Below are 21,713 nucleotides of genomic sequence, written 5' to 3' on the forward strand. Positions count from 1 at the left end.
CTTTAGCCAATATGTTAGAAGGTGGGTGGAGCGGAAAGAAAGTGAGTTACGGTGAGCTAGGGGTGAGTTCAGCTTAGATTCAGAGAGGCGGGATGGTCATTAAAACACTGAAAAAAATAAGAAAATGGATGTGAGTCTGGGGAAATGATAGAGGCTGAAGAAATTAGGCGAACACTTGAGCGGGTCCTTTCATCCGCAGAGTTTGCTGGCTCACCCAGGCTGCAGTCCTTCCTAAGATACATTGTCGAACAGGAACTTGACGGTCACGGGCGCTCCATAAAGGGCAAAGTTATCGCGACAGATGTCTACGATAAGGAGCTTGACGAGACCGGTGGGGCACTAAACCTCGTTCGGGTTGAGGCCCGTCGCCTTAGGCGTGCGTTGGAGAACTACTACAGTGACGCGGGCAAATCAGACCCTTTACGCATAACTATGCAAACCGGGGGGTATCGACCACAATTTGAACCATCCGTCGCGACGAAGCCAAGTAGCGGGCAAAGCCAGTCGGCATCATCGCACTCTGGCGGTTTCTGGCGTCGCAAATTCCTGTTACCGCTCATCGGAACAACGCTTTTGTTGGCATGTGTCCTAGGATATTTTGGACTACGCGGTTCCCAATCGAACACACAGTTCGCAACCAATAAATACCCCGCAGAATTGGCTGCGCTTCGGGAGAAGTCATTCACCAGTGTTCAGGCTGCAAACTTAGCTGAGCAAACACGGGGATTGTTTTTTCCTTTGTTCGACCTCCGACGGCAAGCCATTAACTTGGAAACGTTTCGGTATGTGATTGACCTCGATCCGCAACTTGCTGCAGGTTATGCGGGTTCGGCCCAGGTGCTCACACTTAAGTCACTTCTGACAAGCGATGCTGACGCTTCAACCGCTTTAGTTGCTGAAGCTTTGGAAATGGCAGAACGCGCTACCACGCTAGATCCCTTGGATGGTTGGTCGCAAGCCGCTCATGGCTGGACCCTTGCTGTGACTGGAGATAGTGAAGGAGCGCTTAGACGTGCCCGAATTGCCTTGGATCTTAGCCCTCAAGACGGACATACTTTGGATCTGATAGGCATCACGGCCCTAGTTGTAGATGATCCTGTGTTAATGGCCGAAGTTTCTAATCCACAACGGTCTCGACTAGGCGTGGGTCGTTTCGCATACAACAACATCTATGGGGCTGCACAACTTATGTTGGAGAACTATGGTGAAGTCATCGATGCCTTTTCCAAAGCAGCAGAGCGAGGCCATCCTGTGAGTCCGCCAAGCCTCTTTTTGCTCGCCACCGCCTATCACGAAACAGGTAATACTGTGGGGGCGGAGAAGGCAATTGTCGAAATGCTGGACACTTGGCCAGACTTCCCTGCCCGCAGCGTCGTAGAACGTTTTTTTGTGAAAGATCGTGAGACTCGTTCACGTGTGCTATCCGTGCTTGATCTTTATTCACCAAGTTGAGTTAGCGGACGTGAAGCGAGCCGAAGGGTTAACAGCCTTAATACTGTTGTTTTCGCCGCCCCAGTCGCGAGTACTCATACGCTTTTTCTCCGAGCCGTTGCGCGCGATCAGTTGGGAAAACCAGAATAAGCAAAACGGCTCGTCGCTAAAATGCGTATGGCATGAGTTTTCGCCGACAGGATTTTCCAAAACGACGTCAATACGCGAAATATGATACTGGAAACACTACGTAGATAATGATGAAACGTATCGCGGCTATTGCCTATGTTGGGTTCAGACTTTTGCCACCAGTCTCGCGAAAATCGGAACAGATACCATTAGCAGCGCAAGCATCCAGAATGCCGTCGCCAGCGTCGATGCCCCAGATATGAAACCAATCAACGCTGGCCCCATAAGGATGCCCGCGTATCCCGTAGTAGTAACCGAGGCGATAGCAATCCCAGGTGGCATCAAGTTTTGACGTCCAGCAACGCTGAATAGGATCGGCACCAAATTTGCGGCTCCGAGCCCGATCAAGACGAACCCAAGCAGGGCTACAACCGAATTGGTCGACAGAAGAATGCTCGCGATACCAATGATCGCGAGTGATCCGCCAACCATCAGAACGAGATATTCGCCACATCGCTCAACAATTCGGTCACCAGTCAGGCGGGCCAGTACCATTGCGATTGAGAACAGGATATAGCCCACGCCAGCGCTCTCGGGTTCGGCGAGTTCAAGATCAATGATCAGAAGAGCGCCCCAATCCAGCAGGGCACCTTCGACCAAAAACGTGATTGCGGCCAAAATGGCTAATAGCAAAACAATCCCACGCGGAACGACAATGGGTTCCGGATCTTTGCCACTGACCTCCAAAAACCGGGAGCGGGCCAGCAGCATAGAAGCCAACGCCACGATAGCCCCCAGAATGGAACAAGTCAGCACTGGGATGGAGAATGACAACAACAGTGTAACCAAACCAGCTCCGAAAAACCCACCAATGCTGAATTGGGCGTGAAAGTTCGACATAAGGGGGCGACTTTCGATAGCTTCAATTTCCGCGCCATGTACATTCATTGCAACGTCGATGGTCCCAAGTGACGCTCCGAAAACGAATAAAGCTGCACCCAAAGCTATTGGCGTTTGCGATAGTGCCAGAAGGGGAAGCATGGCGATCAAACCATAGCCTCCAAGCAAAATAAGTGGACGCGCTCCACTGCGCGCTGCCAAGACACCGGTAACCGGCATGGCGACTATGGATCCAAATCCAAGACAAAGCAGGAGTAACCCAAATTGAGTTTTGTCGACGTCAACGGATTCTTTGAAAAAGGGGAAAAGGGGCGCACAACAGGCCAAAGAAAAACCCGCAGTAAAAAAGGCCAAACGTGTGGCTAAACGCGCCGAGTTTGTAGCCGAATGATCAGTCGGCCGGCCAATTCTCGGGGTCAGTTCACTTACACGAGAACTATCGCTCATTTGGTCACCACACGCGTATGGGATGCGATCAAATCTGTTGTCGCGTTGTGTGAATCTGTGACAACAGCATCTATCTCTAAGAGCGCTACTGTTCGATGACGGGCTCTGAGGCCGATCTTCGCGTGACTAGTTACAACAATAGTGCGGCTTGCGGCGCGGTGCATTGCCTTCTTCATCATGGCTTCTTCTGCATCGTCCGAGCTTAAACCGAACTCAGCATCCAAACCGCACGCTCCCAGAATGGCAACATCTGCCGTGACATCCCCAACCCGTTCGATTGCGGTGCCTCCTGTCGCAATGCCGCCTTGCGGCCTTAGGCTACCACCCAAAACATAGACCGGAACGTTCTTTTGCTGGCAGCCAATCGCAATCCAGGGCGACGGTGTGATCACAAGGCGACCCTCTTCCTGGGGCAGGTGTTCGACTATGGCAAGCGTTGTAGTACCTCCATCGATCAGGAGTGTCGCCGCACTGCCGATCTCTCGGATAGCGGCTGAAACCAGCTTCCGGTTAGGCGCAACATCTCCCGATAGTCTTTTATGCAACGGCGGTGCCGGAGTGGATAAAGGCACTGCACCACCGCGAACGCGTTGGGCCTTTCCCTCTGCTTCGAGGGCGAGAATATCCCGCCGGATCGTATCAACTGACACGTCAAATTCTAGAGCAGCCTCGACCGCAATGACTTGCTGACCTTCCTGCAAGCGCCGAGCCAGTTCGAGTTGTCGTGTGTCTGGGACATTCAGATTCATGCAGAAACCTTCAGGATATTGCAAAAAACCGCATATGCTGTTATGCGACGTCCGTCAATACTGAATAGATGCGAGCGAGATTGGGATGAAATTGAACCACGTTGCTCTTTGGACAACAGACTTGGAGCGCTCCTCGAAATTTTGGGTAGAGTTTTTCGAAGCGGAACTCAGCGACCGGTATGAGAGTGTGAACCGCCCCGGCTTTGCCTCCCGCTTCGCCACGCTGCCAAACGATGACGTTCGCATCGAACTAATGGAAGGACCATGGGTAAGGCCTCGCTCGCACGAGGAAGGTGGCTGGGCACACGTTGCCTTTTCAGTAGGTGGTGTATCGAAAGTTGATGAGGTCGCAGATCGCTTCAAACACGCTGGGCTGTTAGTGTCCAAACCGAGGCGAACGGGCGACGGGTATTATGAAGCAGTGGTTCGATCTCCGGAAGGTCTCATGGTGGAGATCGTCGAATGAATTCACTTATGGTCAAAAGCGTTTTTGTTTTTTTGCCGTCAACAGCAAAGGTCCAATGCTTCTTAGCCTCTAAACGAACGTTACAATCCAATTAATGAGTTTCCGCCTCGAAAGCGTGCAAAGGTCGAAAAATCGGCTATCGATCAGGATCGCGCCTTTGGCGGATTGAGAGTGGACTTTGCAGATTTGCAATGTCTGCTAACTGCGCATCGCAGACCTTCGCGAGAATCCAAGGTTCCTTAGGGAGGCCCTTTGCGGGATTGAGCAATGCAAAGGGCCATAACCGCGACGACTAAGCCATAAACTGATTGAATTCGTCGCTAATGCAGACAAACGCGCAGCGCAAAACTATGGGCGAACTACGTAAACTTATGGGGTGCGCGAAGTGTTATGCGCAAACCTACACTAGATGTAGGGACGCGCGTAACGCTGCATTCCAATCATTGATTTTATTCAGAAAATCTGGGTGTCGTCGCCCATAATTTTGCACAGATATTGCGCATAAGTTTGCACGATTTGCCCATAAGTTTGCACTGTTCACTATACGCGCTCAATTGTCGATTGACTTAGCGTAGCTCGATCAACTTGAACGCACCAAAACTCAATCAAAAGTGCATTCTAGTTGGCAAAACTCAACCCAAACCACGCTTAGTCAGCAAAAACTCCAAAATGAAGTGTACAAGAGTGGCATGGCAGACCCCGTCATTCCGATAAGCTTACAAGCAGAAAAGGCGACCTAGGCGCTATTCACCGCCTACGGTTTGGAAGGTATTATGAAGCTGAAGACTGACACTCTATCTTATCGTCGACGGTGAGATCATGTCGTGGCAGGCAACGGGTTGGCGTCTTATTGACTGGGGGCCTGACCGTATACTGCTTATTGGACGAGACGGTGGTTGGTGCGGAGGCGCAGGAGCCGAGGTTTGTTACGAGGCTCTAGTTTGGAGCAATGGGAAGATTTTAACCGTTGGTTCGGCGCCAGAGTAAGCCCGCGCAGCGCTAGCGGTTGTTTTACGCGCCTGGCCTAGGGTGCAACGCCCTGTTCGGTTAGGCTGCGGCTGAAGTAGGGAACCAGGCCGAAACAGATTGAAGCAGAAAGAACACCAAAAATGGCAAATGTGTAAGGAATGGATGGTCGATTTCGCGCAGATGTCGTTGCCATAATCTGGAGCTATCACGCATTTGCATCTTCGTCTTTAGAGGTTCTACGAATGACTGCTTTGTCCACACAGCAGACGTTCGCCCAAATTCTACGAGCGACCGCTTCGAGCCCGAAGCGGACACCGAAAAAATGTCAGACGACGCCAAAAAGTAGCGTCGCCCGATAGTCGCGGTTGTCGCTTTATTCTACCAGTTCCAGATCACCGGGACGCCAGGTCTTGTCGAACCAAGGCTCGAGCGGGCCGTAGAGGCGCATCATCACGTTGAAGCTTTGCCCGGGCATGGTTTGCGCCCAGTTGTTCTCCCAACCTTCTGGGGCTTCTGGACCAAAATAGATGCTGGTACTCCCATCCTCATTAGGTTTTATCCCCGGTCTATTAGAGTCGATACCACCGGATTGCTGGTCAGTTTCAAGGATTGACCGAGTCTGTCCGCTATACAACATAAACGACGCAAAGTTTTTGGCGGGAACCGGCGCCGGTAGCGTTACCTTATAGGTTTTTGAGCCGTCAAGGTACTGTCCGTTGCTGTCTCGCGCTGTCATCGCATAGACAGACCCCGTCCCGACCGGTGGCGAGGTCATCGCAGGCGTTATGCCCGTTGCCATATAGAAAAAGTACGACCGATCATCGAGGATGCGCGCGCCGTCCTCAAGAAAAAGATAGCTCTGGCGTTGGAACGGTGAGTTCCATTGCCGGTCGTCATAAAAGAACACTCCTGGATCGCGCGAGGCATACGTGATCGCTCGCGCCGTGGCGTTTGCGATTGCTGCTGCCTCCTTGAAAATGGCCTGCATACGGGCATCGGGTTCGAAGGGCTCGTCCTTCTTGATCCCTATGGAAGCAAACGTTCCTACAATTTCCGGACTGAACGCACCAATTGGATTGTTTTCGAGTGCGACGTGGATCTCTTCAAAGAAGTCTTCGTTGTTCGCGTGAACAGTGTTGTGTTGAACACCGGAGATATTCAGGAAAGTTTCCGCGGGAGGATTGTCCGCTTCACTAAGCGGATAGATATTCAGACCCGCCTTGATCTCGGCAACAGGGCCAGCCGTATCTCCGTCTGCGTCTGGCGAGCGTCTTAGCAACAACCAGTGCTCATATGTCTTTGTGCGTAGTTCGAAGTAGCCCTCGGGCACCGGCGTTTCATCGTCGTTGTGCAAAAGTAGATACTTGCCACCTTCTCCCTTATCCGCGCCAAGCGCCCCGATATCCGTCACATAGTCAAACGCGGCGTCATCAAGCAACCCAAGCAGGCCTGCCGGAACCTCAATCACCATCGGGCCATCCGAGATATCGACATTCGAACCAATGTAGATTGTGGTTGTATTGGGCGTCAGCCAGATGGAGCGCGCGTCCAGCAGGTCTTCTGCAATCACGACGTCATTGGGACTGACGCCCAAGTCTTCGTATCCCTGAAACATAGCTCGAAGCGAAGCGATCTTCATGCCATCCAGGAAAGCCGTCGTTGCTCTGATCAGATCAAGGTTGTCGAAGACTTTCTCCACCGTCTCAGGTGATGGCATACCATCGAAGAATTCCAGATCACCAAGCGTCTGGGTCTCGACCTTGTCTGGTGTAAGAACATTCTCAGGAACGTCGGCTTTGAATTCTTGGGCTGAAGAATGCGATGCGAGTACCAGGGCAGTCAGCACAGCTAACGACTTTGTTTTCATTGTTCGCTCCATTGGGAATTACTGTTTGTTTTGATCAGTTTACTTTTTCTAGATCGCCCAGCATCCAGCCACTCTCCAGCCATCCTTCTTGCGGCCCATATAGACGAAACAAAAGGAAGTACGGCTCTGTGGTTGGTATCCAGTTGCTTTCCATACCTTCCGGTGCTTCTGGTCCAAAAAAGATGTCGTAAGAACCGTCTTCATTAGCCTGCATCGCATCAGTGTCGCGCTCGGACAAACCGACAGGATCAACGTTCCGAATGAAGCTCTTGGTCTCCATCGAATAAACAATCACGGACCAGAAATCGTCGGCAGGTGTATCCGCTGGGACGTTCAGTTTATAGGTCTGATTGTGATCGTACATTTCCCCGTCGCTGTCGCGCAGGCCTGTCAGATAAAATGTACCTCCGCCCAATTGTTTCGGCAGGTATGTAATCCAGAAATAACTACCGCCCGCACGCGCATCCACAAGGACTTCGGTCTCAGTCTCATAGGGGAAACCAGCCTCGGGTTGACCATCCGCGAAATCCCAAATCAACCACTGGCTCCTCATCTCGCCGCTATCGTCGACCCAAAGTGGGATCATGGCTTTCCCGGGCGTCACAAAGTAGTTCTGCATCGAGGCGTACGCGAGCAACAATCCCTCGTTCATTGCCTGCATTTGAAGTTCACTTGGTTCGAAAGGCTTTCCCTTCTCGATCCCGAGATCTTTCAGAAAATTCACCATAACCTTGTCTTGTGGACGGATCGGGTTGTTTTGAACGTAATCGTTCAGGTCCTGAAAGAATGTCTCGTTGTAGTATGGAAGCGAGTCGTACGGCACTTCTGACGCTTCGAGATAGTTGTTGGGTGGCGGATTGTCGGCCTCGGACAGGTAGTACACTTTGATCGTCTGAGCGTACTCGGCCGCATCGGCGTCCGTTCCGCCATTCGTCAGTTTTGGCCGGAACGAAAAACCATATTCGTAGGTATCTGTTTCAAAGGGAAGGTATCCCGCCTCAGTTAATTCCTCCAGGGACATATCCCCTTCGTAGCCTGGGGGTAGCATGAGGTACTTGCCGCCGGCACCTTCGTCGAAACCATCGGGACCAACGTCCACGATAGGAACATCCCAAGCATTCACGATTGTACCGAAGTAGTTCACCTTTTCGGTGGCAGCGGGGACTTCAATGACAAGGGGACCGGGTTCCGAGGTCATTGAAGCCCAAGCATAGGCCGTAACATCGTTAGCCGTAAGAAACCCATGTTTGGAATCGAACGGCTTATTGAGATAAATGATGTCGTTGTAGTCGCCACCGAGGTCGCGGCGAATGCCCTTCAGAAAATCGATCATACCAGCGGCGGGCATTCCCCAGATTGCAGTCTGAGTGGCGCGCTGCACCATGATCTTGTAGTCAATGTCCTCGACTTCGGCTGATCGTGCAAGGATGTCACCCGTGTCATTGAAAGACTGGGAAAGAACTGGCGAGGAAGAAATACCCACAATAAGCGCCACGCCAAAAAGACGCGTCGACAAACCGCTGTGTGATGGCCCAAGTATTTTCATGGCGCAATGCTCCCTGCTGTTTGTGGAAAGCTTGCACATCCGTTCAGCCGATGCGTATCATTTCACGACACGCGGGCGAACAAGCGGGTTGACGGATTGAACCTACCACCGATGATTTCGGCCAAGGCCTTGGGCGCGATGCCCCAGTTTGTGCTTGAGGCCGCTGGGGAAAGACGCCTGTTGCGTACTTTTGACTCTGCCGATCTTCCTGTTCACTTCATTGAGGAAAGAGGCGGTTACATCTCGGAGCATGCCTTGGCGACCTTTGTGCACGAAGCCGCACGATCCTCGGGACAACAAAACATCGGATTGTTGTGGTCACCGTATCTCACTGTCGCTGACTACGGCGCCTGGGGAAGTTACGTTCTTTCTGCTCCAACGCTGGGGGCAGCGCTAATACGAGCTTCTGCCGTCATGCCATTTCATTCGTCCACGGATCGCGCGTGGCTTGAAACTTCGGGCACTAGCGTGCGCTACTGTTATCGTTTTGGACTTCGCTCGCATTTCGCGTATCCGGACATCGGTTTCTCGGCCGTTGGGGTTTTTCTGAGCATATTTCGCGCGTATTTAGGAAACGACTGGAAGCCATCGGCCGTGCTCTTGGACTTCCCGAAAGTTCCTGGGTTTGTCGAGGCAGAAGACACTTACGCTTGTCCTGTAATCTGGAACGCCACCCGCCTTGGGGTTGAGTTTGAAGCTTCGGCTTTGAGCTCCGAAGCCGCGCCCAAAAAACTTAGCGGAGGCTCGACAACTGTCGGAGATATTTCACGCGAACGATTGGGCGGCCCACCTCAAACACTTAGAGGTCAAGTCGAGGAAGTGGTTTGGCAACAACTTCATCGGGAGGAAATGTCGATTGATGCCACCGCGCGTTCGCTCGATCTTGGCGTTCGCACACTACAACGGAAGTTAGCAAGCGAAGGGGTTCGTTTTCGCGAAATCGTCAACGATATCAGGGTAGCAAGGGCCGAGGAACTCCTCACAGATACGCGCGAGACAGTCTCCAGTATCTCCTCCATGCTAGGATATGAAACCGCAAATAATTTCAGCCGCGCATTTAAGAAGGTAACGGGATTGGCACCCTCTGACTATCGCCAAAGGAATTCCGGTCATACTTGAATGGTCGTCTGCAAAAGCAAGCCGCTGGCGTCTGCATTGCTCACAAATTAAAGTTCAGGTTGGATGCGACGAGTAACCGCGTCCAACCCGAGTAGGGCGGGAAGCTAACCTAGTTTGATCACTTTATACGTTTTCTTTTAGGATCAATAAACAAAGTGAACTGGAACAATGACAAAGTTGCAGACTATTTGCTTGTAGAGGTGATTCTATCTGTTGCCCCGCGTCGATTACCCTGGGATAGGATCAACGCGGGGCTGTAGGAAAGTGCTAGGTAATCAAATGACGCCCGCACTCACTACGGGAAACATTCTGATATTTCGATGCTTGCTCTATTTATGTATCCAATTTGGATATTTGATAGATCCAACTTCTTAAAAGTCGGAGCATGCAATGCGCACACCCCTCGAGATGGAGAGCTTTGGTCGCGAGTTAACCGAGCACCTTCTTAGAATTGTTTGGTTGCTTATGTTGGTTGATACTTTTTTGGAGCTATTCCAAACAATTACTCAAAAAGCATCCACGAGATGGAAAATACTTCTGTAAATGCAGCGACGAGCTTTTGTAGTTCTGTTTTGGGTGCAGCCCCTAGTCATTTCCAGACACGAACCAATGGAATTGGCGAAAAAACCCACGGTCGTTCATGGGATGGGAGACGACCGTGGGTATCAGTTACGGGATCATCGAGCTGCGATCTCAGCTCAGCGTACCAGAGGCAGTCGAACGTCTCAGGACAGCCGTGATGGGGCAGGACGATACTGTCTGGTTTGGAGAAATCGATTTTGCGGCCGAAGCGTCCCAACTGGGGACGGAGCTGCCGGATGCCGTTCTCTTACTGTTCGGCGGACCAGCGCCCGGTGGTGTGGCTATGGCGGACTTTCCGGCAATTGGTTTGGATGCCTTTTGCCAAAAACTATTGGTTTATGCGAATGAAGAGGGCGGCTCCGTAGTCATTTTCAATGACATCGCTGCCTTGGCGGAGTTGCACTACGGTTCTTCAGCCGAACCTCATCACGGATTGAACAAACGGCTGACCGAGACATTTCGCAAGGCAATTGAGTAGCCGCTGTTAGGAAAACGCAAAAAACCTTTGCCGATTGGCCATCTTTTCGTCGTCCGCTTTGGGTTGATTTCAGCGGTTCTCAACGCAACAGGCCTACCACGCTTTGGGCCGTTCGTTAGACTTTGCAAAGGCCGCTTTCTGCGCAAAGCTGCCATCGATTCACTGTGCAGTATTTGGAAAAATGGGCTCACAGCGGTCTTTCGCTGCACTCGGCGTGAACGACTGCTACGCGGACAGAGCTACTATTGCCACGTTAGATCAGATTAATAGGTTTGCAGCTTCATGCTCTAATCAGAACAGATGCCCATACGTGCGAATTGCATGCTGTCTGTTTTGCAGTTCAAGTTTGGCGTAGATTTTACTTGTGTGGTTTCGAACGGTTTTTTCACTCATTTGAAGACTTCTAGCAATTTCTTTACTACTCATTGCCTGACAGATAAGTCTCAGCACGTCCTGTTCGCGTTTTGTCAAATCGTTAAAGTCCGTCGTTTGACCGGAAGATGTGAACTCAAGCAAACTCTTGGAAAAAGCGCGCCAAGCAGGTTCATCGCGTTGGATAATGTGGTTTTTCCCTTCCAAAGCAGACATTATCGCTCCGGGAATTTTCTGAGCGAGACGTTGCCCTTCTTCAAACGGAATAACCTGATCATCCCTTGAATGGATCACCAGTGTCGGCACTGAAACCTTTGGCAGAAGGCTCTCAACATTTACGTCAGCGCGCGCCATAAGCAGGTCGGCCCCTGTCTCAGGCAAAACGGTCTTTTGGCAAAGATCTGTGAACCATGAGCGCTGTTCGACTGCCGCGCCAGGAAGAAATCTTGATGTGAATACATCTTGGAACGCTGGGTTGTCATTCTCCCAACCCAAGCGAAATATATCGATTACAGTCTTGTAGTTTTTGGCGGCAACCGATCCGCGGTGGTTACTGCCCCTTGCATAGCCGCCAACAAGTATCATCCCAGCGACCCTGTCGGGATACATGAGCGAATACGCGATAGAAGTCGCCGCACCCTGAGAAATACCCAGAAGATAAATTGGTTCATCTATTTCAGCGGCGTCGATTACAGCTTCGAGATCATCAACCCAGTAATCAATACCCAGATTCTCAACTCGTTTGTCAGATAATCCGCAGCCTCGCTCATCATAGCGAACAAGGGTGAATTGACTTTCTAACATTTCGATCCAGTGAGACCAAATTGGACTGTCGAGATCATAACTGAGATGCGTAAGCCAATTAGCCGCCTTTACCATGGGCAGGCCGTTTCCGGATTTGCTCCACGCCAGCGACGTACCATCGCTTGAGGAAGTGTATCTAACGGTTCGCATGTCCTTTTTTAGTCAATTTGGGGCAAATGTCCCAACAATTTCCCGTCGTTTTGAGTCTAGCCGGGACATGTGTCCGATAGGTTGAAGGACAGATGAATGACACCATTGTGAAATTCAGATTGGAGGTCATCACATGAATAAACAATTTGACGCATCACTACACGCTTCGCCGTCCCGGTCCCAAATTTCGCCCGCTCCCTGCGTGGGGCTACATTGTTCCGGTGCTGACGGAAGCCAGTGGCGCACTCTGTTTGCCCGGATGAGCGATGAAACCAAAACAATAGCGCCCGACCTAATTGGAACCCTGTCTCGGGGTCATAAAATCCCCGACGGGCCGTTCACATTGGAACACGAAGCTGCTTCGATCATCACTGAGATTGAGAAGCTTGGCAGACCCGCTCACTTGATTGGACACTCGTATGGAGGAGCGCTGGCGTTGCATATCGCCAGAGCTCGACCCGACCTTGTTCGATCACTTTGTCTCTATGAACCAACTTTGTTCAGCCTACTGAAAGCCGGAAACGCGGCTGACGGTTCATTGTGTTCCGAGATTGTAAGCCTCACAAACGCAATACGAACTGGCATAGAAGAGGGATGCGAAGAGTTTAGCGCACAGGTTTTTACCGATTTTTGGGGAGGACTTGGCTCTTGGCAAGCCCTGAGCCGTGAACGCAGGTGCGCTATGATTAATTGGGTTCACAAAGCCCCAAGCGATTTCGATGCGCTTCTGAATGAACCTGATCCAGAAAATATTTTTCATGAAGGAATTCCCTCTACGATCATGCTCGGATCGGAGACTCATGCGCACACAAAGCGCATCGCAGAAATTCTGGCAACCCAAGGTAAGCTTGCTGAGCTAAAGGTTCTGAAAGGTGCCGGCCATTTGGGGCCCTTTACCTTCAAGGAAAGTTTCGAGATGGAGGTGCTGTCACATATTGGAACTGTGGACCGTCGCTACATGGCTTCAATGGAAATCAAGCCGATCAGAAGATCGTGAGCCGGCGACACTGGAAATCTAGGAAACGCAGGCCAATACGTTCCCAATCAGGTGAGGCAGGTCGTGTAGCATGAAAGATGCTTGGCGCTGCCGGGAGCCGTTCTTCGACACTCACTTCGAGATGGGGGACTCTGAGACCCTGGGGTCGCAACCGAACAGCGGCAACAGTTTCATGCTACGAGCCAAATCTGCCACATACTGTTTTAGTTGAATAGCGAAATTGCTTCATGCATTATATTTGAAATTCGAATAGATACCCCATGGATATTGAACTCGCGCGAACATTTCTGGCGATTGTCGAAACGGGCAGTTTTCTGGAGGCTGCCAACAAGGTTTACGTTACACAATCAACAGTGAGCATGCGCATTCGGTCACTCGAACAACAGCTTGGACGACCAGTGTTCGAGCGCGGAAAATCGGGTGCTACACTTACTCCTGCCGGGCACCGCTTTCATAAACACGCGCAGGCACTTGTCAGGTGCTGGACACAAGCTCGGATCGACGCCTCCCTGCCTGATGCTGTAGAAGCTGCACTGGAAATTGGTGCCGTACCCAGCTTGTGGGATGGGTTTCTGATCGACGCGATGCCAGAGTTCATGCAAGCGTTTCCGAATGTGGCGGTTCACGGGTCTACGGTTTCAACTGAAACACTGCTGAGCCAAACGACTGCGGGCGCGCTGGATTTGGCTGTGATGTATGATCCGCGGAACACTGTCGGGTTGACCGCAATGCAGTTGTTCGAAGATGATTTTGTACTCGTGAGCAGCGATTTCGATACCTCGCGAAGCCCATTTGAAGAAAACTATGTTCTGATCGACTGGGGGCCGGAATTCCGTGCTGATCACCTGCTGAACTTTCCGGAAATTCCAACGCCAATGTTGCAGCTTGGTATTGGAACTCTCGGCCTGAACTATTTGAAAGCCCAGCCGGGAGCCGGATTTTTCCCCTGGCGGGTAGTTGCGCAGGAAGTCGAAACCGGTTGGTTGAGGGTGATTGAGGATGCTCCCCGGTTTGCCTATGCCGCCTATGCTGTTTTTGCAGACGATGATCCTGAAAGCCTCCCTTGCAAGGCCGCCCAGCTATTGAGTGCCTTTGCAAAAGAACAGTTTCCCGTCACGGCCTGAGATGGCGGACTAATCGCGGCTTACCATGTAGAAGGCGAATTGTCAGTTTTCGGAGGCCTCCAGGGCTTCGGTTGCTGCGGGCTGCTTTTTGCCAGATTCGAAAATTAAACCAGCGGTAATCACGACCATCAAAACGCCGCCCATGATGGTCCAGTACCTCCAACCAAAAGACCTTTGCAAACGCATTTTCCTCTCCACGGCCGTGCATCGAGACCAGATCAGTATAGGGAGTTATAAAAGTCTGCCAAATTGAAGGGATTGTCCCTCAAAGAGACAATATACTGAAAACAAACATCTATTCAGATCATCGATAACACAGTTGAGAAAAAATCATAAGGTTTGGCACTCCGAAAACGAGCTTTGATCTCCTAAAATAACGAAGTGGAGGGAAAGGAGGTATCGATGGATAGGCGCAGGATTGATCGCGTTACCGAACACATAAGGCGTTTCATTGCGTCACAACGGTTCGGGATCGTGAAGCACTCGGCAGCAAAACAGCAGGATTTGCAAAGCCCACAAGATTGGGACGATTCCGCCGAGATATGGGACCCGTCCGAATTCGACCCGGAAAAAGAAAACCGGGAACGACGTTCGCGCCCGAGCGATTACGAATGGGACGCAAACGGTAATCTTCCTTTGCGCGGGCATAATCACCGATGCAAAGGAGGCCGAAGGAAATCCAAAGCCTGAACATTGGAAATTTTAGTCACAGGCGACACAATACTCGCGTCCCCTGATCCCGCATCTTATACCGTTTGGGGTCCGAGAGCGCCGAAGATGAATTCCCACTCTGGGTAGCGCGTCCGAAAACAATTGAGATTGTAGAAAAATTACGTCGCTTTCAGCCTCTTAGGTCGAAAACAGCGCAGCGCCATCTGTGCGTTTTGGCAAAATCCAGTACCAATCAAAAATGGTGTACAGAATGCTGGAAGTTCATTCGATTCCCGGTGCATTTACCGCGCGGGAATGTGAGCAGATTGTTGCTGCATCGCAAAAAGCCCCGGCGAACGAGGCTCTGCTTGTCGGGCAAAACAAGGATCATAATCTGCGCAGAGCGGATGTGACCTGGCTGGACAACGTCGATGGCTCTGATTGGGTGATGTCACGCCTGATCAATGTTGTCCGTCGCTTCAACACCGACAAGTTTGGCTTCGATCTGAGCGAGTTCGCCGAAAGTCCGCAGATTGCCTGCTATAAAGCATCAGATGGTGGTCATTTTGCGTGGCATTCCGATATCGGCGATGGGCCAGTCGCCCGAAAAAGAAAGCTGTCGCTGGTCGTTCAACTCAGCAAACCCGGAATGTACGACGGCGGCGACTTGGAGATAATGCCGGGCGCTTATGCTGTAACGGCCAGTCGGCATCAGGGCAGCGCGACCATCTTTCCCAGCTTCTTGTTGCATCAGGTGACACCGGTTGAGAATGGTGATCGGTATTCGTTGACGGTCTGGGCGCATGGCCCGGCGTTTCGGTGATGATTTCCGTACGCGTTTGACTAAGGGTCCGAAACTACAAGGCTAACGATTCCTTTCGTGTGGGAAATAGAGCCGAAAGAGGCAGGCTTGCCTTTAACATATGCGCTGAAGTGGCAATTGTTGTAGTCCAACGTCTCTGCTAAATCTTGGAATCCGCACGGTACTGACGCCTGAGTTGCTTTGGTCACTCAGTGGCTGGCCTCTATTATGTATCCGTCGGTAAGTGACTGGCGACTGATTTCTCATGGACCAAGTTTGGCGGGCTCACCATATCAGAAGCAACTTTGCCAGCTTCCTTTGAAGTACTTTCGACAGATATGCGTGTCTGACCCAACCGGGGGTGCAGCTTACGAGCCAGAACCCACGTCCAAAGCAAACCTACGCCACCCGCGGCGAACACACCAGAGAGCGGCGCCACGATAAGAACCAGCCAGGCGGCACCAGGTGTAATAATACCCGAAACATCGCGAAAGCTCGCGTAAATTGCTGACATCTCAGTTCGTTCGGACGGTTTGACTGCGAGAAGAAACGGCAAACCTGCGGAAACATCGAGCAAGATCAGGAAAATCGAGCCCATCATTAAAAATGCGATTGTGACTTCAGGGATTCCGAATGGAACTCCAGCAAAAAGAAATAGCAGCCCGGACATGAGGAATCCGGTTCTCACTGCTGCGCGCACCGAACTGTGCTGCATGAAACGAAGCATCAGTGGGGTGCAAAACAGGGCGGCATTGGAAATCGATAAAGCAACCCCTCCTAGTTGGCTGCCTAGCCCGTTCTGAACCGCATAGATGGGCAAGTATACGACATAAACCCACCAACCACAGGAACGAACGACTGCGAATACCCATCCGGCAACCAATCGTGGTTGCGCAAAAAACCTCCCGAAATAGGCGAACGGATTTGCGGGAGTGCTTTGACTTTTGGTGATGAGCCTGCCGTTTCCGAGGCGCATAACAAGAAAGATGAGCAGCATGACAATCGCCGCGCCGGCTGCAATCAGGAACGGTGCAGGTCGCCACCATTCGTACAATATCGCGCCAAGTGCAGGCCCAGCCGTCCAACCCAGCGCACTGTAAAAAAGCCGAGATGTCTCAAAACGTCCCAGTTCAATCCTGGCAACATGGTCGAGTACATAGGCGTTGAAGCACACAAATGTCGTCACAACGGCGAAAGTCGTGAGTGCGAGCCCCGCAATAACGGCAGCAGGGGTGGCAACGGTCGTCACAACCGCACCCGCGACGTACGAAAGAGTGCCGAACACATAGACCCATCTCCGTGGAACAAACCGGATCAGGTAGGGAACCAGAAGACCGATCAAGAGTGATACCGCGCCAATGGCGAAATAAATTTCGGATACAAATCGCGCATCCTTCAGCGCGTTGTACATCGCTACCGGAAAGACAGAGATCAAAATACCCCTGGCAATCGCCTCCGTTCCCGCCAGAATGGCGAATCCCCGCAGGCTGGGTGCTGGCGCATGGCGAAGCCATTCTGGTATTCGACGTTCGTGCATGAGAAGTGCTCAATGGACTGGGAACTAGTCAAACCTGTTTCCTCATTTTATCTTTCCTGTCAGCGACCCGATGTCGTTTTTGCTAATCGTGCAAGTTACAAAAATTCAAAAACGGAATTTCGGTTTTTCTTTTTGACAACCCGCTTCGCTGGCGTTCGATTTTCAACGCTGATTACAGCGAAAGGATTGCTGAACTCGGGCTGGATTAGTCCAATAGAATGGCCGCAAACGGGAAAATCACTGCTTAACCGAAAAATCTATCGCTGAGGATGCGAGCACTTTCAGTATGAGCAATAGTCGTGGCTACAAAAGTCGGTTTTGTCCGCGAAGCTGGATTTGCAAAGTCTGGTTGTGAATGTCCGCTTCGGGCTGACTGCGGTTCTTTGAACTAAGAATGCGGATGGCTGCAAAGTCCGCAAAGCGGAACTTGCGCAAGTATTACGGAGCGACCGCTTTCGGCATAAGCTGACATTCAAGTCCACAAAATCGGTCCATCTGTGTACGTTGTCTGCTTTCAACAGGACCGGACATTCGGCAAAATTGGGCCAACTTCCGCTAAGCGGGCTTCGCCGCCATTGGCCCGCTTTAACCGAAGGACCGTAGATAGCCCAAACCGGACATTTTCGAAAGTTGGTACACTACTACCAAACTTGATAGATTCGAATAAAGGTTGCTATTGGGAAATGCGCATGACACGCCGACTTGCCGCCATACTTGCCGCCGATATGGTCGGCTACTCACGGCTTATGGCGGCTAACGAGGCGGGAACACTTGCGCGTCTCAAAGACCTACGCCGGGACATCATCAATCCAGGTATCGAGAGTGCCGGAGGTGAGATTATCAAGCTTACCGGTGATGGCCTGTTTGCACTTTTTAGCTCGGTCGTTTCTGCCGTTGAGGCCGCAGCGACGCTCCAGAAGGCGCTGCACGCCGCCGAAGCCGAGAGCCCCACCGAAAGCCGGATCAGCTTCCGAATAGGCTTGCACATTGGAGACGTAATCTTGGACGAGGGCGACATTTATGGCGAGGGTATTAATCTTGCCGCCAGACTCGAAGGCGTCGCTGACCCAGGCGGTGTCATTCTGTCTGACGACGCATGCCGGCAGGTTCGAGGCAAAATTGAACACGACATCATAGACCTTGGCGAAGTAGCGCTCAAAAACATCTCCAAGCCAGTTCGCGCCTACAAATTGGCGATGGATGGCGAATCTGATTCCACGCAAAACCAATCGCAACCCACTGACAAACCCTCAATCGCTGTCTTGCCCTTCCAGAACATGTCCAATGATCCAGAACAGGAATACTTCTGTGACGGCGTTTCCGAAGACATCATCACAGAGCTCTCGCGCTTTCCCGAGCTTTTCGTCATCGCCCGCAACTCCTCGTTTTCGTTCAGGGGTCGCCCCGTCACCCATATAGATGTCGCTCGTGAACTCGGTGTTCGCTACATGCTAGAGGGTAGCCTACGTCGAGCCCAAAACCGCGTACGCATTACTGCCCAACTCATCGACTGCACAAATGGAGCCCATGTTTGGGCCGAGCGCTACGACCGCACGCTAGACGACATCTTCGCGTTACAGGATGAGATTACACGCAGCGTGGTCGGCGCCATCGCCCCCCAGATATCCATTGCCGAAATAGATCGCGCGTCTGTGGCTCGAGATATCGACTTCAACTCCTACGACCTCTCACTACGTGCAATGGCGATCTTCTACGCAGGAGGCTTCTACTCTCAGGATAAGTTCAATGAGGTCATATCGGCCTCTGATCGCGCCATTGATCTCGACCCGCGCAATGTCCAGGCGCATTGGATCAAAGCGTTTGCCTACCTGATGCGTTATCTATACCAGTTCGATGAGGACCCCACCGAAAACCTGGGCCTAGCTGAGAAAAGTGTTGAACCTCTGTTTCTTGGTGGTCAACTCGACCCTCGCGCCTTATGCGTTCGCGGTGTGGTTCGTCATTTCCGTGGGGATTTTGACGGGGCCAACGCCGACTTCAGTTTGGGCTTCACACTGAACCCGAACTTTGCCCGGAACATCTTCTTCATGGCCTGGCATGAGTCTTTGGTCGGGCGAACCACAGAGGCGCGCGAACATGCCCACCTTGCCCTCCAGCTTTCCCCACGCGACACTGATCTGTGGGTAGGAGACGCCTATCTGGCGCTCGCCCAAGCTGCCTTCGCCGACGCTGATTTTGAAGACGCAATGCGTTGGGGTGAGCGCGCGATTCAGATGACGCCGCGTGCGCCGATCCGCCGGGCTCTTATGATCGCCAGTGCCGCCCACCTCGGGCGTGCCGAAGCAGGCCTGCCACATGAGCAGGCGCTGGCGGATTTCGCCCCAGCGTTCCTAGACAGCATTGTCTCCGGAGCTTTGATCCTCTTCCGTCTGCCCGAACACAATGCGCTTTTGGTCGAAGGCCTGAAGAAAGCTGGTGTTAAGTCGTAGAGTTGGTCCAAATGCCAAAGCTCGCAAACTACCGCAGACAAAACGTGCCAAAGGTAGATTCAATTTTGGCGCACTGTTCTCGAAAGGTTCTAAGCAATCGCTCATTGCTTCAATCGGCAACGACTGTTTCAGCCCAGAGCAGACGTTCTCAAGTTTTCACCCGCCGTCTGTTCTACGGGCAACGCAGCCATTCGCAAATAATTGTCGTCGATGCGGCGCGAGCAAGATCCGAGACCAATAAATTCCAATTTGATTATACATAATGTTGGAGTATCTTCCGATGGAGAGCCAATATATAGATTGAAGGTGGCGGAGCGGATGATGAAAGGTCTTAAATCAGTAGTTACAACTGCACTGACTGCAACGCTGATGACATGCCCCAATTTAGGCGCAGCAGACCAAGTCTCGGAACAGATAGAAGCGCTTCTAAGGTCAAATACGAATGCGAGTAGTACACTTTCAAACAGCAAGAGTTTGGACGCAGGAATCCTTGTGCCTCGTTTCTATACAGACAGAGAATTTGCGCCAGCTTGGACAAGTTTTGAATTGGTTGACGAGTTGTTTGAGGAGTTGGATGGAGCAATTGATCAGGGCTTTACGCCGAGTGACTTCAAACTAGAAGAGCTTCGATCCGCTTTCAAAGACTCACAGGGTGGCGATACCTCAAATAAAGCACTGTTCGATATTTTGGCGACCGACGCCGCAGTAAAACTCGTGCATCATTTGGTTTTTGGAAAAGTCGATCCAAATGCATTGGACGACGATTGGAACTTCTCAAAACCAGTAATTCAACAAGACCCTTCCATTGTATTGAGCCAATTTCTTCAAGGTGAAGGCTTCAGCGCTTTGATTGAACGCATCGATATCGACAACGCGCAATATACGATGCTCGTTGATGCATTGCGCAAATACAGAGCTATTGCATCAAAGGGAGGCTGGAACAAAGTCCCCGAAGAAACGGTTCTGAAGCCGGAAATGGTGGATCCTGCCGTCGCCGAACTGCGCAAAAGGTTAGCGACAGAAGGCTACGATGGAACAAATGAATTTCCAGAAATCAGCCAAAACGGCATAAATCCAGCTTGGGTTTATGACGATAATTTGGTGCAACAGGTAAAAACCTTTCAAAATCGTCATGGGTTGGAAGCAGATGGCGTCGTTGGTGGTAAGACTTTCGCGTCTCTCAACAAACCTGTCGAAGATCGCATAAATAAGTTGCGCCTCAGCCTGGAGCGAGGCCGCTGGCTCATGCGGGAAATCGACGAAGAATTCGTGCTAGTAAATATTGCAGGAACCCGTACTTACTTAGTCAAGTCCGATGGGACGGTTTGGACCACTCGGTCGATCACAGGATCAGCCTACCGAAAAACCCCAGTGTTCCGAGATGAAATCCAATACATGGAATTCAATCCGACTTGGACCGTTCCCGCCTCGATTTTTCGGAAAGACAAGCTTTCGCGGATCCGCAAGGATCCAGCCTATCTGGCGCGCAACAATTACGTAGTTCGGAACAAAGACGGGCAGACAATTCCTGCCAACGCTGTCAACTGGGGAGCAAAGAACCCCGCCGTGACTTTGGTTCAGCGGCCGGGCCCAGACAATGCGTTAGGTTTAGTCAAGTTCATGTTTCCTAATAAATACGCTGTATACTTGCATGATACCAACGACCGCAGTCTTTTCGACCGAAATGAGCGGAACCTAAGTTCCGGCTGCGTTCGTCTTGAGTATCCTTTCGAATTTGCCAGCCTTTTGATGGAGGGAGAGCCCGACTGGAGCCGGCAAAAGATGCAATCCATTTTGGATAGCGGGAAGACAACGCGCGTTAACCTACCCGAGCCCATGCCGGTCCTTTTAACCTATTGGACTGCTTGGGTCGAAGATGGGGCCGTTCATTTCCGTGAGGATCCATACGAACGAGATGCTCGAATCCTTGCAGCTTTGGATCGATGAACACCTCATCCTCAAAGAGATGCGCAATTCTATATTCAAACTGCAATAGTTGTCGTCACCAAAATGAATCAGCGCAGCTGCGTTCAGGACTCCCAAACGATCAACGCGCAGTGCAGCGCCGAGTGGCAGCTCTGGGCCGTCTACAAGACTTTGCAATGTCCGGTTTCTGCGCATAGCTGACCTTAGTATCCGGTGA

16 protein-coding genes are annotated in these 21,713 nt (G+C 51.5%); 10 read left to right on the forward strand and 6 right to left on the reverse strand.

All coding sequences use genetic code 11. From position 1 onward, the window contains the following. Nucleotides 1-144: 144 nt before the first annotated feature. On the forward strand, nt 145-1,452 hold the full coding sequence (locus ACRZ91_RS17485) for a tetratricopeptide repeat protein (RefSeq protein ID WP_480907391.1): 1,308 nt from the start codon (nt 145-147) through the stop codon (nt 1,450-1,452). A gap of 273 nt (nt 1,453-1,725) precedes the next feature. On the opposite strand, the gene ACRZ91_RS17490 is transcribed toward ACRZ91_RS17485, so the two are convergent. Beyond that, nucleotides 1,726-2,907, reverse strand: coding sequence for an MFS transporter (locus ACRZ91_RS17490; RefSeq protein WP_480593082.1), 1,182 nt, complete (start codon nt 2,905-2,907; stop codon nt 1,726-1,728). After that, on the reverse strand, nt 2,904-3,656 hold the full coding sequence (locus ACRZ91_RS17495; RefSeq protein WP_480602575.1) for a DeoR/GlpR family DNA-binding transcription regulator: 753 nt from the start codon (nt 3,654-3,656) through the stop codon (nt 2,904-2,906). The genes ACRZ91_RS17490 and ACRZ91_RS17495 overlap by 4 nt, the downstream gene beginning before the upstream one ends. 85 nt (nt 3,657-3,741) lie before the next feature. Between ACRZ91_RS17495 and ACRZ91_RS17500 the strand changes: the two genes are divergently transcribed. Then, on the forward strand, nt 3,742-4,122 hold the full coding sequence (locus ACRZ91_RS17500; RefSeq protein ID WP_480887169.1) for a VOC family protein: 381 nt from the start codon (nt 3,742-3,744) through the stop codon (nt 4,120-4,122). Nucleotides 4,123-5,464: 1,342 nt separating this feature from the next. Here the strand turns inward: ACRZ91_RS17500 and ACRZ91_RS17505 are convergent. Then, on the reverse strand, nt 5,465-6,958 hold the full coding sequence (locus ACRZ91_RS17505) for a DUF1254 domain-containing protein (RefSeq protein ID WP_170660758.1): 1,494 nt from the start codon (nt 6,956-6,958) through the stop codon (nt 5,465-5,467). A gap of 34 nt (nt 6,959-6,992) precedes the next feature. After that, nucleotides 6,993-8,504, reverse strand: coding sequence for a DUF1214 domain-containing protein (locus tag ACRZ91_RS17510; RefSeq protein WP_170660759.1), 1,512 nt, complete (start codon nt 8,502-8,504; stop codon nt 6,993-6,995). 96 nt (nt 8,505-8,600) lie between these two features. On the opposite strand from ACRZ91_RS17510, the gene ACRZ91_RS17515 reads away from it, so the two are divergent. Both ACRZ91_RS17515 and ACRZ91_RS17520 read left to right on the forward strand, forming a co-directional pair. Next, complete coding sequence (locus tag ACRZ91_RS17515) at nt 8,601-9,623, forward strand: helix-turn-helix domain-containing protein (protein WP_480907394.1); 1,023 nt, start codon at nt 8,601-8,603, stop codon at nt 9,621-9,623. Nucleotides 9,624-10,281: 658 nt separating this feature from the next. Beyond that, nucleotides 10,282-10,683 (forward strand): DUF302 domain-containing protein, encoded by a 402-nt coding sequence (locus ACRZ91_RS17520; RefSeq protein ID WP_480907396.1) that lies wholly within the window; start codon nt 10,282-10,284, stop codon nt 10,681-10,683. 291 nt (nt 10,684-10,974) lie between these two features. Here the strand turns inward: ACRZ91_RS17520 and ACRZ91_RS17525 are convergent, their stop codons facing one another. Then, nucleotides 10,975-11,934 carry an alpha/beta fold hydrolase gene (locus ACRZ91_RS17525; protein ID WP_480907397.1) on the reverse strand — a complete coding sequence of 320 codons (960 nt, stop codon included), beginning with the start codon at nt 11,932-11,934 and terminating at the stop codon, nt 10,975-10,977. 208 nt (nt 11,935-12,142) lie between these two features. On the opposite strand from ACRZ91_RS17525, the gene ACRZ91_RS17530 reads away from it, so the two are divergent. From ACRZ91_RS17530 to ACRZ91_RS17545, 4 genes are all read left to right on the forward strand, one after another. Continuing rightward, nucleotides 12,143-13,006, forward strand: coding sequence for an alpha/beta fold hydrolase (locus ACRZ91_RS17530; RefSeq protein WP_480907399.1), 864 nt, complete (start codon nt 12,143-12,145; stop codon nt 13,004-13,006). A gap of 260 nt (nt 13,007-13,266) precedes the next feature. Next, a complete protein-coding gene (locus tag ACRZ91_RS17535; protein ID WP_480907401.1) occupies nt 13,267-14,130 on the forward strand; it encodes a LysR family transcriptional regulator in 864 nt (287 codons plus the stop codon). Between the two features lie 402 nt (nt 14,131-14,532). Continuing rightward, entirely contained in the window at nt 14,533-14,820 is a 288-nt protein-coding gene (locus ACRZ91_RS17540) for a hypothetical protein (RefSeq protein WP_480907403.1), read from the forward strand. Nucleotides 14,821-15,052: 232 nt separating this feature from the next. Beyond that, nucleotides 15,053-15,604 (forward strand): 2OG-Fe(II) oxygenase, encoded by a 552-nt coding sequence (locus tag ACRZ91_RS17545; protein ID WP_480907404.1) that lies wholly within the window; start codon nt 15,053-15,055, stop codon nt 15,602-15,604. A 205-nt stretch (nt 15,605-15,809) separates the two neighbouring features. Here the strand turns inward: ACRZ91_RS17545 and ACRZ91_RS17550 are convergent, their stop codons facing one another. Then, complete coding sequence (locus tag ACRZ91_RS17550) at nt 15,810-17,120, reverse strand: MFS transporter (RefSeq protein ID WP_480907406.1); 1,311 nt, start codon at nt 17,118-17,120, stop codon at nt 15,810-15,812. A gap of 689 nt (nt 17,121-17,809) precedes the next feature. Between ACRZ91_RS17550 and ACRZ91_RS17555 the strand changes: the two genes are divergently transcribed. Then, nucleotides 17,810-19,570 carry an adenylate/guanylate cyclase domain-containing protein gene (locus ACRZ91_RS17555; protein ID WP_480907408.1) on the forward strand — a complete coding sequence of 587 codons (1,761 nt, stop codon included), beginning with the start codon at nt 17,810-17,812 and terminating at the stop codon, nt 19,568-19,570. Between the two features lie 321 nt (nt 19,571-19,891). Beyond that, a complete protein-coding gene (locus tag ACRZ91_RS17560; protein ID WP_480907410.1) occupies nt 19,892-21,517 on the forward strand; it encodes a L,D-transpeptidase family protein in 1,626 nt (541 codons plus the stop codon). The last annotated feature ends 196 nt before the right edge of the window (nt 21,518-21,713 follow it).

The organism is Ruegeria sp. O11 (genome assembly GCF_056535285.1).

Bases quoted from the DNA above. Each gene is read 5' to 3' on its own strand.
- ACRZ91_RS17485 (WP_480907391.1), top strand. From the start codon at position 145: ATGATAGAGGCTGAAGAAATTAGGCGAACACTTGAGCGGGTCCTTTCA.
- ACRZ91_RS17490 (WP_480593082.1), bottom strand. From the start codon at position 2,907: ATGAGCGATAGTTCTCGTGTAAGTGAACTGACCCCGAGAATTGGCCGG.
- ACRZ91_RS17495 (WP_480602575.1), bottom strand. From the start codon at position 3,656: ATGAATCTGAATGTCCCAGACACACGACAACTCGAACTGGCTCGGCGC.
- ACRZ91_RS17500 (WP_480887169.1), top strand. From the start codon at position 3,742: ATGAAATTGAACCACGTTGCTCTTTGGACAACAGACTTGGAGCGCTCC.
- ACRZ91_RS17505 (WP_170660758.1), bottom strand. From the start codon at position 6,958: ATGAAAACAAAGTCGTTAGCTGTGCTGACTGCCCTGGTACTCGCATCG.
- ACRZ91_RS17510 (WP_170660759.1), bottom strand. From the start codon at position 8,504: ATGAAAATACTTGGGCCATCACACAGCGGTTTGTCGACGCGTCTTTTT.
- ACRZ91_RS17525 (WP_480907397.1), bottom strand. From the start codon at position 11,934: ATGGTAAAGGCGGCTAATTGGCTTACGCATCTCAGTTATGATCTCGAC.
- ACRZ91_RS17530 (WP_480907399.1), top strand. From the start codon at position 12,143: ATGAATAAACAATTTGACGCATCACTACACGCTTCGCCGTCCCGGTCC.
- ACRZ91_RS17535 (WP_480907401.1), top strand. From the start codon at position 13,267: ATGGATATTGAACTCGCGCGAACATTTCTGGCGATTGTCGAAACGGGC.
- ACRZ91_RS17540 (WP_480907403.1), top strand. From the start codon at position 14,533: ATGGATAGGCGCAGGATTGATCGCGTTACCGAACACATAAGGCGTTTC.
- ACRZ91_RS17545 (WP_480907404.1), top strand. From the start codon at position 15,053: ATGCTGGAAGTTCATTCGATTCCCGGTGCATTTACCGCGCGGGAATGT.
- ACRZ91_RS17550 (WP_480907406.1), bottom strand. From the start codon at position 17,120: ATGCACGAACGTCGAATACCAGAATGGCTTCGCCATGCGCCAGCACCC.
- ACRZ91_RS17555 (WP_480907408.1), top strand. From the start codon at position 17,810: ATGACACGCCGACTTGCCGCCATACTTGCCGCCGATATGGTCGGCTAC.
- ACRZ91_RS17560 (WP_480907410.1), top strand. From the start codon at position 19,892: ATGAAAGGTCTTAAATCAGTAGTTACAACTGCACTGACTGCAACGCTG.